Origin of the sequence: Thiomonas delicata (assembly GCF_900088825.1) — a bacterium.
GTDB lineage: Bacteria > Pseudomonadota > Gammaproteobacteria > Burkholderiales > Burkholderiaceae_C > Thiomonas_A > Thiomonas_A delicata.
On sequence record NZ_LT592170.1, the window covers coordinates 689,808 to 702,179 of the forward strand.

The 12,372-nt window shown below is 68.4% G+C and carries 11 protein-coding genes; 2 read left to right on the forward strand and 9 right to left on the reverse strand.

Going from position 1 to position 12,372, the window contains the following annotated elements; translation table 11 throughout:
* Positions 1 to 2: 2 nt before the first annotated feature.
* From THIARS_RS03290 to THIARS_RS03330, 9 genes are all read right to left on the reverse strand, one after another.
* Positions 3 to 776 carry an anti-sigma factor gene (locus THIARS_RS03290; protein ID WP_186436549.1) on the reverse strand — a complete coding sequence of 258 codons (774 nt, stop codon included), beginning with the start codon at positions 774 to 776 and terminating at the stop codon, positions 3 to 5.
* A complete protein-coding gene (locus THIARS_RS03295) occupies positions 773 to 1,330 on the reverse strand; it encodes a sigma-70 family RNA polymerase sigma factor (protein ID WP_094159458.1) in 558 nt (185 codons plus the stop codon). Before THIARS_RS03295 ends, THIARS_RS03290 begins: the two co-directional genes overlap by 4 nt.
* A 237-nt stretch (positions 1,331 to 1,567) precedes the next feature.
* Complete coding sequence (locus THIARS_RS03300; RefSeq protein ID WP_094159459.1) at positions 1,568 to 2,152, reverse strand: ferritin-like domain-containing protein; 585 nt, start codon at positions 2,150 to 2,152, stop codon at positions 1,568 to 1,570.
* Positions 2,153 to 2,262: 110 nt separating this feature from the next.
* Entirely contained in the window at positions 2,263 to 6,261 is a 3,999-nt protein-coding gene (locus THIARS_RS03305; RefSeq protein ID WP_094160599.1) for a DUF3683 domain-containing protein, read from the reverse strand.
* A gap of 119 nt (positions 6,262 to 6,380) precedes the next feature.
* Positions 6,381 to 6,866 carry a TlpA disulfide reductase family protein gene (locus tag THIARS_RS03310; RefSeq protein ID WP_094160598.1) on the reverse strand — a complete coding sequence of 162 codons (486 nt, stop codon included), beginning with the start codon at positions 6,864 to 6,866 and terminating at the stop codon, positions 6,381 to 6,383.
* A gap of 100 nt (positions 6,867 to 6,966) precedes the next feature.
* Positions 6,967 to 7,515 (reverse strand): copper chaperone PCu(A)C, encoded by a 549-nt coding sequence (locus tag THIARS_RS03315; protein ID WP_094159460.1) that lies wholly within the window; start codon positions 7,513 to 7,515, stop codon positions 6,967 to 6,969.
* Positions 7,516 to 7,613: 98 nt separating this feature from the next.
* Complete coding sequence (locus THIARS_RS03320) at positions 7,614 to 8,672, reverse strand: transporter family protein (RefSeq protein WP_094159461.1); 1,059 nt, start codon at positions 8,670 to 8,672, stop codon at positions 7,614 to 7,616.
* A 116-nt stretch (positions 8,673 to 8,788) separates the two neighbouring features.
* A complete protein-coding gene (locus THIARS_RS03325; protein WP_094159462.1) occupies positions 8,789 to 9,196 on the reverse strand; it encodes a hypothetical protein in 408 nt (135 codons plus the stop codon).
* A 108-nt stretch (positions 9,197 to 9,304) separates the two neighbouring features.
* Positions 9,305 to 10,066 carry a class I SAM-dependent methyltransferase gene (locus THIARS_RS03330; protein WP_094159463.1) on the reverse strand — a complete coding sequence of 254 codons (762 nt, stop codon included), beginning with the start codon at positions 10,064 to 10,066 and terminating at the stop codon, positions 9,305 to 9,307.
* 152 nt (positions 10,067 to 10,218) lie between these two features.
* Between THIARS_RS03330 and THIARS_RS03335 the strand changes: the two genes are divergently transcribed.
* Entirely contained in the window at positions 10,219 to 11,034 is an 816-nt protein-coding gene (locus THIARS_RS03335) for a helix-turn-helix transcriptional regulator (protein ID WP_094160600.1), read from the forward strand.
* A 71-nt stretch (positions 11,035 to 11,105) separates the two neighbouring features.
* Positions 11,106 to 12,308: an IS4 family transposase gene (locus tag THIARS_RS03340; RefSeq protein WP_094159105.1), complete on the forward strand. Its 1,203-nt coding sequence runs from the start codon at positions 11,106 to 11,108 to the stop codon at positions 12,306 to 12,308.
* Positions 12,309 to 12,372 lie beyond the last annotated feature (64 nt).

A 12,372-nucleotide genomic window follows, 5' to 3' on the forward strand; every position in this document is an offset into this window, starting at 1 on the left:
AACTATTCGTAGAACCCGCCACCGCCCTGACCGCGCAGGATCTGTGGCTGAGGAGGCTGGTAGTTGGACATCGCCACCACTTTGCCCTGGTAGGTGATGGGGCCGGTCGGCTGCCCGGTGGGAGAACCACCGGCAGGCTCCACGCTGATCGCAAAGCCCTTGGCCTGGGTCAGCGCTTCCAGCGCCGGCACGGGAAGCCGCAGGGTTTCGGCCGTGCGCAGATGCACCACCCCCACCGCTTGCGGCTTGCCGTGCTCCGGGAGCATCCACAATTCGTACGACTTGCCGCTCGGCACGGCAACCGCGCCCACCGCGGTCAGCACGAGCCGGTCCTGGTGCACGGTGATGACCGCCGCATGTCCGTCCGGGCCTTGCAGCAGCGCGGCCATTTGCGCCGCCGCCGGCGGCGGCGGGCCTGGCTCCTGCAGCACCGCGACCAGCGACATCAAGAGCGAGGCGGCCAGCACGCCCATGCCCAGCGCCAGGCCTTGCCAAGTGCGTTTGGCCCAGCCCCGAGGCGCCGGCGCGGACGCCGCAGCAGTTGACGCAGCACCGGCGAGGCGCTGTTGCACGGCCGTCCAGACGCCGGCGGGGGCGTCCTCGCCAAGCAAGCCGTCGTCCAATTTCCGGCGCCACCGCTGCATCGCCAGCAGCACGGCGGGCCGGTCCTGCATCAAGGTCTCGAAGCGGCGGCGCGCGGCCGGGTTCATGCCGCCGGTAAGGTAGTCGGCAGTCAGCCGTTCGATGAGTTCGGGGTGGTCGTAGCGCTTCATCATGATGCGACCCCTTCTCCAAGGCATTCGCGCAGCGCGATGACGGCACGCCGAATGACCGTCTTGATCGTGCCCAGCGCCATGCCGCTTCGCGACGCCAGCTCGCGATGTGAATGACCCATCACATACGTTTGCGTGAGCAGTTCACGCTGCTGCGGCTTGAGCGCGCCGAAACAGCGCTCCAACGTGCCATGCGACATGCTGCGCTCCAGAAGTTGCTCGGGACCGGGCGCCGCGTCGGCCGGATCGAGCGGCGTATCCATCGCATCCATGCTCTCCACCGGCTCGCGTCCAAGCGCGCGCAGCTTGTCCAGACAGGTGTTGCGCACCACCGTGTTCAACCAGGCCTCCGCCGTGCCCTGCGCGGGTCGGTAGCTGGCGGCCTGATGCCAGAGCTTCACATAGGCGTCCTGCATGGCGTCTTCGGCCGCGGACGGGTCGCGCAGCAGACGCAGGCAGATGGCCCAGGCACGACGCTGCGTGGCCTGATACAGCGCGGCGAACGCCTGCTGGTCGGCCAGCGCGGTGTAGGCCAGGAGTTTTTCAAGATCGGGCATCGCAAAAGGCAAGACAAGTGGCTGGTATGACACGCCGCGGCGGGCCGGCGCGTCAAGTTCCTTGGCCCCGTGCGGCGCAGCCCCATGCGATGCAAAGGACCCGGGCCAGCCACAGGCGCCGAGGTGTCTCGGCATCTTAATGGCTGGCTTGCGGCTTGCGCAGGTAGTGTGAAACCGGCCATGACAAAGGCGTGAAACGGTATCCGCCAGAGCCTTCGGCCGGCGCCCCTGCAAGGTTCAGGCGATGAACGCCGCCGGCACCGGGTTCTCGCCCAGAGCGTTGAGCAGAATGGCCCAGTGCATGGTCTCGTCGCCCAGGATGCTGGCCGCAGCCTTGGCCAAGTCGCGGTTGTGGAATTGCGGCACCGTGCCCAGGTAAGCGCTGGCGGCGCCCTTTTCCAGTCCGGCGGCAAAGCGCAGCACATCGGCTTGGTTCTTCAACTGGTCGGTGGGGAAACCGTAGGCCGCCGGCTTCATCGCCATCACCGGCGTGCCGCCCAGTTTGTGGATGGTCGACTCCAGCACACCGGCGTGTGCCTTGTGCTGGCCCTGGAACGATACGGCGACCGCCAGCACCGGCTTTTGCAGCAGGCCGGATTCGGCCCCCACCTGGTAGGCGGCGATGGCCTGGTACTCCAGTCCCAGCGCGACGTTGAGCATCTTGATGTCGTCGTCGTTCGACATCGACGCGGCGAAGCTGCGTGCGGGCAACGCCAGCGTGCCCGCGGCGGTGAGCCCGGCGACGAACAGGCCGCCTTGCTTGAACCAGTTGCGGCGGCCGAGTTCGGGTGTGGAGGTGCGGGTGGTGGTGGAAGCATCCATGGTCGTGTCCTTGGTGAAAGGGGTTGGGTCAACAGGCCGCGAATCCGTGGCCTTGCAACTCCTTACGCCGGGCACGCCGGATTGGATTCAAACCCTGCGTCGCAACCCCATCACACCAGCACGCGCTCGATGCCGCCGGCGTTGGCGGCCTTCACATAGGCGGCCATCCAATCCTCGCCGAGGATATGGCGGGCCATTTCGATCACGATGTAGTCGGCCTCGAGCAGCCCGTGCTGCAGGTCGTTCTTGTAGCGCAGCAGGCCCTGCAGGCAGCTCGGGCAGGAGGTGAGGATCTTGACGTCGCCGGTATGACCCTGCGCGCGCAGCGCGGTCTCGTCGGCGCGCAGCTCCTCTTCCTTGCGAAAGCGCACCTGGGTGGCGATGTCGGGCCGGCTCACCCCCAGCGTGCCGCTTTCGCCGCAGCAGCGCTCGCTCTTGCGCACGCCCTCGCCCAGCAGGGCGCGCACGGTCTTCATCGGCTCCTGCTGTTTCATCGGCGTGTGGCAGGGGTCGTGGTAGAGGTAGGCGGTGCCGGTGCTGGGCAGCGTCACCCCTTTTTCGAGCAGGAATTCGTGGATGTCGACGATGCGGCAGCCGGGGAAGATCTTGTCGAAGGCATAGCCTTGCAGCTGGTCGAAACAGGTACCGCAGCTCACCACCACGGTCTTGATGTCGAGGTAGTTCAGCGTGTTGGCGACGCGGTGGAACAGCACGCGGTTGTCGGTGATGATCTTCTCGGCGCGGTCGTACTGACCCGAACCGCGCTGCGGGTAGCCGCAGCACAGATAGCCTGGCGGGAGCACGGTTTGCACGCCGATCTGCCAGAGCATGGCCTGGGTGGCCAGGCCGACCTGCGAGAACAGGCGCTCGGAGCCGCAGCCGGGGAAATAGAACACCGCCTCGCTGTCCACCGTGGTGGTGGCGGGGTTGCGGATGATGGGGACGAAATTCTTGTCCTCGATGTCCAGCAGCGCGCGCGCCGTCTTCTTCGGCAGCCCGCCGGGCATGGGCTTGTTGACGAAGTGGACGACCTGTTCGCGCAGCACCGGCTTGCCGGTGCTGGCGGGCGGCGCGGCGGTCTGCCGGCGGCCCAGGCCGCGCAGCAGCTTGACGCCCACGTTCTGCGCCTTGAAGCCCCACTGCATCATGCCGGTGCGCACGGTCTTGATGGTGCGCGGGTCGGTGGCGTTGAGGAAGAACATGGCCGCCGCGTTGACGGGGTTGAAGCTTTTCTTGCCCATCTTGCGCAGCAGGTTGCGCATGTTCATGGACACGTCGCCGAAGTCGATGTCCACCGGGCAGGGAGACAGGCATTTGTGGCAGACCGTGCAATGGTCGGCCACGTCCTCGAACTCCTCCCAGTGGTGGATGCTCACGCCGCGCCGGGTCTGTTCCTCGTACAGGAAGGCCTCGACCAGCAGCGAGGTGGCGAGGATCTTGTTGCGCGGCGAATAGAGCAGGTTGGCGCGCGGCACGTGGGTGGCGCACACCGGCTTGCACTTGCCGCAGCGCAGGCAGTCCTTCACCGAGTTGGAGATGGCGCCGATGTCGCTTTGCTGCATGATCAGCGACTCGTGCCCCATCAGCCCGAAGCTGGGCGTGTAGGCGTTGGTGAGGTCGGCGGGCAGCGCGGGGTCGTTCAGCAGCTTGCCCTTGTTGAAGCGGCCTTCGGGGTCGACGCGCAGCTTGTAGTCGCGGAACGGGCCGATCTCGGCCTCGGTCAGGAACTCCAGCTTGGTGATGCCGATGCCGTGCTCGCCGGAGATCACGCCGTCGAGGTCGCGCGCAAGCCGCATGATGCGCGCCACCGCATCGTGCGCGGCCTGCAGCATGGCGTAATCGTCGGAGTTCACCGGGATGTTGGTGTGCACATTGCCGTCGCCGGCGTGCATGTGCAGCGCCACCCAGACGCGGCCCTTGAGCACGCGCTTGTGGAGGGCGTCGAGTTCGCGGCGCAGCGGCTCGAACGCGCCGCCAGCGAACAGCGCGTGCAGCGGCCGGCGCAGCTCGGCTTTCCACGAGGCGCGCAGGGCATGCTCCTGCAGCAGGTGGAACAGCGCGGCGCGCGGCTGGCGGTGCAGCATCTGCGCGGCCGCGGTCTGCGCCGAGGCCAGGCCCATCTCGGCGAGTCGCGGCATGGCCGCGGACAAGGGTGCGTCCAGATGTTCGAGCAGGAAGCTCCAGCGCGCATGCACCTGGGCCAGGAGATCCAGCGCCTGGACACGCAGGCTCTCCAGCTCGGCGGCGTCCACCGGCGGCTCGCCTTCTCCGAGTTCCTCGTTCTTCGCCAGCGGCAGGCGCCCGCGCAACAGATGGTCGAGTTCGGCGGCGAGCTGCAGCTTGTTCTTCAGCGACAGCTCGATGTTGATGCGCTCGACGCCGTCGACATACTCGCCCATGCGCGGCAGCGGAATCACCACGTCCTCGTTGATCTTGAAGGCGTTGGTGTGGCGGGCGATGGCGGCGGTGCGTTTGCGGTCCAGCCAGAACTTCTTGCGCGCCTCTGCGCTCACCGCGACGAAGCCTTCGCCGACGCGGGCGTTGGCCATGCGCACGACGTCGGCCGTGGCGCGTGCGACGGCGTCGTCGTCCTCGCCGACGATGTCACCGAACAGCACCATCTTCGGGAACGCGCCGCGCTTGCTCTTGGGCGCGTAGCCCACGGCCTTGAGATAGCGTTCGTCCAGGTGTTCGAGCCCGGCGAGAATGGCGCCGCCCGGGCGATCTTCCAGATGGTTCTTGATCTCGACGATGGACGGGATGGCTTCGCGCGCCTGGCCGAAGAACTCCAGGCAGAAGGTGCGCACGTGCGGCGGCATGCGGTGCAGCACCCAGCGCGCGCTGGTGATGAGCCCGTCGCAGCCCTCCTTCTGGATGCCGGGCAGGCCGGCGAGGAACTTGTCGGTCACGTCCTTGCCCAGGCCGGCCTTGCGAAAGCGCGCGCCTTCGATCTCCAGCACCTCGGTGTTCAGCAAGGTGCTGCTGTCCGCGGCGAAGGTGTCGATGCGAAAGCGCGCCACCGGGGCGTCGTGGATCTTGCCCAGGTTGTGGTCCAGGCGCGTGACCTCGACCCAGCGCCCCTGCGGATCCACCAGGCGCCACCAGGCCAGGTTGTCGATCGCCGTGCCCCACAGCACGGCTTTCTTGCCGCCGGCGTTCATCGCGATATTGCCGCCGACGCACGAGGCGTCGGCCGAGGTGGGATCGACCGCGAACACCAGGCCGGCACGGTCGGCGGCGTCGGCCACGCGCTGGGTCACCACGCCCGCGCCGGTGCGGATGGTGGGCACGGGGTGCCCGACACCCGGCAGATCGATCATTTCCACCGCGCCCAGGTCTTCGAGCTTCTCGGTGTTGATCACCGCGCTGTTCCACACCAGCGGCACCGCGCCGCCGGTGTAGCCGGTGCCGCCGCCGCGCGGCACGATGGTCAGGCCCAGCGAGACGCAGGCCTGCACCAGCGGCGCCATCTCGGCCTCGGTGTCGGGGCAGAGCACGACGAAGGGAACCTCCACGCGCCAATCGGTGGCGTCGGTCATGTGCGAAACGCGCGCCAGGCCGTCGAAACGGATGTTGTCGCGTCGCGTGTGGCGGGCGAATTCGCGCAGCGCGCGCCGGCGCAGGGCGGCGACGTCGTCGAACCAGGCGGCGAAGGTGGTCACGGCCGCGCGCGCGCGCTCCAGCAACTGCACCACCAGGGCGTCGCGCGCGCCGGCGTGCGCATCCTGCGTGTCGGTGCCGTGCCTGCGCTTGTCGACCTCGTGCAGGCGGTGCCACAGCGCGTCGATCAAGGCGCGGCGGCGCTTGCCCGAATGCAGCAGGTCGTCCTGCAGGTAGGGATTGCGCTTGAGCACCCAGATATCGCCCAGCACCTCGTACAGCATGCGCGCGCTGCGTCCGGTGCGGCGTTCCTGGCGCAGCTGGGACAGCCAGTCCCAGGCGTCGGCGCCGAGCAGGCGGATGACGATTTCGCGGTCGGAGAACGAGGTGTAGTTGTAGGGAATTTCGCGCAGGCGCGCCGGGGCGTCCGCCAGCGACAGGGCCGCGGCAGGCGCGGCGTCGGGAGTTGGCGCGGGAACTTCGAGCGGCGGAATTTGAGGGGCGTTCATGGCGGGCACCGAAACCGGCATTGTAGAAACTGGGGTTTCTCCTGGGGCGGCAGGGGCTGTCCCAGGAGTGACGGGTCCCGTTGCCCGCCCGCACCGCGGCCGGGGTCTGCGCCGCGGCGCTATGCCTTGCCCGCCAGCAGCGGTGCGACCACGCGACGCAGCCGCGCCTCGCTCCAGGCCGGCTGCTCGTCGTCCCAGCCGTTGTCGGCGAGCTTGCCGGCGCGGTCGATGGTGAAGCTCACCGGAATGCGCCAGACGCGGCCGTAAGCCCCCGCATAGGCGCTGCCCAGCAGGCCAATGGGAAAGCTCAGCGTGGCGGCCACGTCGCGCACCTTGGGCAGGTCGGCCGGCGCGTCCAGGCTGAAGCCCAGCACCTGCAGGCCCTGCGCGGCGTGCCGCTTCGCGTACGCGGAGAGGATGGGCAGCTCCTCGCGGCAGGGTCCGCACCAGGTGGCCCAGAACGTCGCGATCACCACCTGGCCAAGCAGGTCCCGCGTGGCGATGTCGCGTCCGTCCAGCGTGTGCAGCACCAGGGGCGGTGCCGGCTGCCCGAGCCTGAGCGCGTCGGCCCGGGCCGGCTGGGCGAGCAGGCCCCCCGCCGCCATGCCGAGCCCGGCGACTCTGCGTATCAGGGTGCGCCGCGACGGGTCGGCAAGCCCCTGCGGCGGCGTCCCGGCGCCGCGGCTTTCGGGCTGGCGTGCCATGTCAGGGCTTTTGCGGGTGCATGTCGTGCATGCCGCCCATGTCCATGCCCTTCATGCTGCCGGGGCCGCTGGCGCCGGGCTTGCGCACCTCGAAGTCCACGGTCAGCGTCTTGCCGCCTTCGAACCGGAAGGTGATGGGCACCTTGTCGCCGGGCTTGACCTCCTTCTTCGGCTGCATCAGCATGATGTGATAGCCGCCGGGCGAGAAGGCCATGTGGCCGTGCGCGGGGATGGTGATCTTGTCGACGTGGATCATCTCGCTCACGCCGCCTTTGCTGACGGTCTGGTGCAGCATGGTGTTGCCATAGTCCGGGCTTTCGGCGCCCAGCAGCACCACGGGCTTGTCGCCGGTGTTGCCGAGTTCGACATAGCCGCCCGCCGGCAGATTGGCCGGCAGCCAGCGGATCCAGGCGCCCTTGGCCTGCACGGTGGCGAGGCCGGTGGCGAAGGCCGGCGCGATGGCCATGGCCGCGGCGGCGAAGCAGGACGCCAGCAGGGCGCGGCGCGCGAGGCCGTGGGACTTGTGGTGTGGGGTCGGCAGGCTGCTCATCTCAACTCTCCTTCAGGATCGAAACAACAAAGCGGGCACGGCGGCCCGCGGACATGCTGCCGCGTGCCCAGGATGCGGACCCGGGCACGCGGCGGGCATCAAAAGGCGTAGCTCATGCCCGCACTGGCGGTCCATCGCGGGAACAGCTGGTAGCCGTCGAGCTTGCTGTAGACCGGCAGCTGGACGAAACCATACAGCTGCATGTTCCGCATCAGGCTCACGCTCACGCCGGGGCTGAGGTAGGCCACGGTGCCGGCGGTGTCCAAAGTATCGGCCAGCGCGCCCTGGTCATGGCTCTTGCGGCTGATGTTGACCTGCAGCTGCGGCACGATGGTCGGATTTTTCTCGTAGCGCAGCCCGAAACTCACCGTGGCCAGATTGCCCGGCCGATAGTCCGCGCCGGGTTGATCGAGCTTGTGCAGCATCGCGGCCTGGAATTGGCCGTTGACGAAAGCGTCGAAGTTCTGGCTGACCGCCTGGTAGTAGTAGGCGCCGACGATGAGATCGGTGCTGCCGGTGCCGGGCTGCAGACTGGTGTCGAGCAACTGCCCGGCGCTCGGTCCGCTGGAGAAGGCCACGGGGCTGTTGCCCACCACCCCGGTGCCCGCCGCGTTCGGCCCGCCATAGCGCCCGGTGGGCAGCTTCACGCCCAGTTGCAGACCCAGGGCGTGGGTCGGCAGCAAGCCCTGCCAGCTGCCGATGAGCTTGACGTCGCCCAGGCTTGAACTGTGCGAGCCGCTGAGGTTGGCCGCGTTCAGCTGCGCGCTGTCGAACGGCGCCGAGGTCGTGTCGGTGTAGCTGGTGTGGCTGCGGTCGACATACGGAATCTGCAGGTTGATGTTCCAGTCCGCGTCGGGGCTGTAGCTCAGGCCCAGGGTCGTGTAGCGGCTGATGGTGTCGTGCTCCAGTTCGCCGGTGGTCGGGTCGTTCACCACTTGAGCCGGCGAAACCGTGCGCGTGCCGCCGCGAAGCTGGTTTTGGTTGATGTAGTCGTACTGCAGGCTGATGCGCCAGCCGGAGGCGGCCGAATAGCCCATGGCTGCGTCGCTGGACAGCGAGCAGCCGCAGGTGGCGCAGGCGAAGGCCGACACCGGAGCGGCGGCCAGGAACAAGCCGGCCAGCGCGGCGCGCGGCAGGCGGACAACAGGGTGTTGCATCGATGGACTCCCGCGCCTTGCGCATCGCGGCTTCGGGCACATGGCCCGCAGGGATGGCGTGCGCAAAGCGCCGCAGGAAAGGAACAGGCATGGCCCACGGGGCCCGCCACGGTCGATCAGGCTGCGGTGTTTTCTGCGGGAGGTGCGCGCGTCTGCGGCCGCGAATAGGCCAGCGCGGCGGGTTTGGGAGTGTCTTGCCGGGGCGTGGCGCAGGCCGCGCAAGGTGTGACGGCGGGCAGGAAGGCGGCGCCGGTCGGCAACGCCGCCTGCGGGCCTGATCCCGCCGGGCAGGCGTTGGGCGTGAACAGCACCAGCAGGTGGGCATGCGCCGGGCCATGGCCGGCAGCTTCGGCCTGCTGCGCCGAGGTTGCGCTGACGGCGCCTGCGCAATACGGCATCTCGACCCATTGCGCCTGCGGCTGCAGCGCCTGCGCCAGTGGCATGGCCGCATAGGCCAGCGCCAGCAGCCAGATCAGGCTGGCTTGGCGGCGGGCCCACAGGCGCAGGCGGGGTAGCAAGGACATGGGTGGCGGGGATGTGCGAAGCAGGCGGGCAATCTTAGTCCGGCATCGCGCGCAGGGGCTGATTTTGCGTCAAGGCAAAAATCAGCCCCTGCGTGTCGCGTCCCTTCGTCACGCCCGCGGCCGCGCCTGCAGCCAGGCCACGTCCAGGCGGAACGAGCCGTCGGGCTTCACGTCGAAGTGCTGCCGCGCTTCCTGCGCCGCGTGGGCGAGCACGTCGCGCACCGCGTCGGCGCGCAGCGCCGGGGTGCGCATGCGCGCGGTCCAACCGGCGAACTCCATCGGCAGCGTCCAACTGTCCGATGCGGGCGCCGCGAAGCCGGCGGCCTGCAGCATGGCACCCCATTCGGACACCCGGTAGTCGCGCACATGCGAGGCGTCGCGCAGGATTTCCACGGCCTGCAGCACGGTGTCGAACAGGGGGTTCTCCGGCGCGACCACGTCGATCACCACCAGGGTGCCGTTCGTTTTCAGCACCCGGCGCGCCTCGGCCAGCGCCGCGCGTACGTCCAGCCAGTGGTGCGCCGAGAAGCGCGTGGCCACGAGATCGAACGTGGCGTCCGCGAACGGCAGGCGTTCCGCCGGCCCCAGTTGCGTGCGCAGGTTCGGAAGGCCGCGTTGACGTGCCTCGGCGGCCACCACGTCGAGCATGGCCTGGGAGAGGTCATAGGCCGTCACCTGCGCCCCGCTCTCGGCCAGCGCATAGCTGGCGTGGCCGGCGCCGCAGCCCAGGTCGAGCGCGTCCTGGCAGCCCAGCTCGCGCGCCAGGCGGCCCAGGCGCTGCAAATCGGCGCCTTGCGAGTGCACGCTACTGGTGAGGTAGGACTGGGCGGTGGCGCCGAACTGCGCGGCGGCGAGGTTTTGCTGTTTCATGGCGTTTTTCGGGGTTGAAGGAAGGGGCGTGGCGCATGTGCGGTGTCCACCCAGGCGAACATAGTCCGCCGTTCATCCTGGTACAAGATGAGAAAATATCCTGGTATAAGAGCTGCCAACCCCAGCGCAAAGCGCCTGGCTTCCCCATGCCCATGTCCGATGCCGAACCACAACCCGCAGACCCGGATCCCGCGCTGCGGCGCGAACATCTCGGCGCCTTCATCCGCCTGCGCCGCGAGCGCCTGCAGCCGCAGTCGGCCGGCCTCGCCGGCACGGCGCGCCGGCGCACGCCTGGGTTGCGCCGCGAGGAGCTGGCCCAGCTCTGCGGGGTGAGCGCCACCTGGATCACCTGGCTCGAACAGGGGCGGCCGGTGGCCGCGTCCGCCGCCATGCTCGCGCGTCTGGCGCAGGCTTTGCAATTGTCAGTCGCCGAGCGCGCCTATCTGTTCGAGCTCGCCGGGCGGCTGGACCACGCCGCACCCGGCGCGCAGCCTCGCCCCGTGGACGCCGTGCTGCGCAGCGTGCGGCACATGACCTGCCCCGCCTATGTGCTCGACCGCCGCTGGGACGTCGTCGCCAGCAATCCGCAGGCCGCCGAGCTTTTCCTCGATTGGGGCGCGGCGGGGGCATCTCCGCCACCGAACCTGCTGCGGTTTTTGTTTCTCGATCCCGCCGCGCGCAAGCTGATCCACGATTGGGACGCCCGCAGCCACCGCCTGGTGGCCGAATTCCGCGCCGACTGCGGTCTGCAGATCGACTCGCCGCCCTTGCGCGCGCAGGTGGAGGCGCTGGCCGCCGAAAGCGCCGATTTCGCCCGTTGCTGGGGGCGTCACGACGTGCTCGCGCGCGAAGGCGGCGAGCGTCGTTTCCGCCATCCCCGGCGCGGCGAGCTGACGTTCGAGCAGATCACGCTGCGCCCCGCGCTGCATGGCGACATCAAGCTCGTGATGTTGCTGCCGCAGCCCTAAGCGCAATACTGTTCAGATAGCAGGCAATCAGTCATAATTCATCCTCATCGAGGTGTCGATGAGGATGAGGCATGGCCAGGACACGCAAGGCGTTACCGGCCCAGGTTGACGTGGCACACCTGATCAGCGCGGGGGTTTTGGCCAGCGTTTGTCCGCGGGCGCTGATCGAGGAGGTGCTAAGCGAGACAGGCCGAGCAAGCCAGCGCGAGCGTCTTCTTCCAGCGCCGGCGGTGGTGTACTACGTGATGGCGTTGGCGCTGTGGCGGGAGGCGCCGCTGGAGGAGGTTCTGCGCGTCGTTTGCGAGGGCCTGCAATGGCTCGGCGATAGCCGGGCTGGTGCAGTCCAGGCCAGCAAGTCGGCGATTTCGCAGGCGCGCACGCGGCTCGGTGCCGAGGTCATGCATCAACTGGCTGATCGGGTGTTGCGGCCGCTTGCAGCGCCCGGGGCACCTGGAGCTTGGTATCGCGGGCTGCGCGTGATGGCTTTGGATGGCAGCGGCATGGACGTGGCGGACGAGGCGGCCAACGCCTCTTACTTCGGCTACCCGAGTGCCACACGCGGACAGAGCGCCTTTCCACAGGCCCGGCTGCTGGGCTTGGTCGAGTGCGGCACCCACGCCGTTGTGGCCGCCGACATCGGCCCCTACAGCCAGAGCGAACGCGTCATGGCGAGCCGACTGCTGCCCCAGAAGTTGACAGCAAACATGCTCGTGCTTGCCGACCGCGGCTTCTACGGATTCAAGCTCTGGCAGATCGCGTGCGCCACCGGTGCCAAACTGGCATGGCGAGTGCCGTCTACGAGCAAACTGCCGATTGAAAAAGCGCTGCCGGACGGCTCCTATCTCAGTACGGTGTTCGACAGCGACGATCGCAGGAGCGAGCGCGTCGGGCAAACGATTCGGATCGTCGAGTACCTGTTGACCAACTCCGCCACGCCAACACAGGACAGCTACCGATTGGTCACCAACATCCTGGATCCCGAGGATGCTCCGGCGCTCGAGCTGGCGGCGCTCTACCACGAACGCTGGGAAGTCGAGAGCGTCTTCGCCGAATTCAAGACGCACCTGCGAGCCAACAGCACCGTCCTGCGAAGCAAGACACCGGAACTGGTGAGGCAGGAACTTTGGGGACTGCTTCTGGCGCACTTCGCGATTCGCCAAATCATGGCGCAAGCCGCCTGGCCACGCGGACTCGATCCGGATCGCTTGAGCTTCACCCACGCAGTGCGAGTGATCAAGCGAAAAATGCCGCAGGCCGCGGCCATTCCCCCCTGAGCGACTGCCTTGCTGGCGCGACGCCTTGTTCGAGGAAATCGCCCGCGGTCGCTGCGTGAGCAGC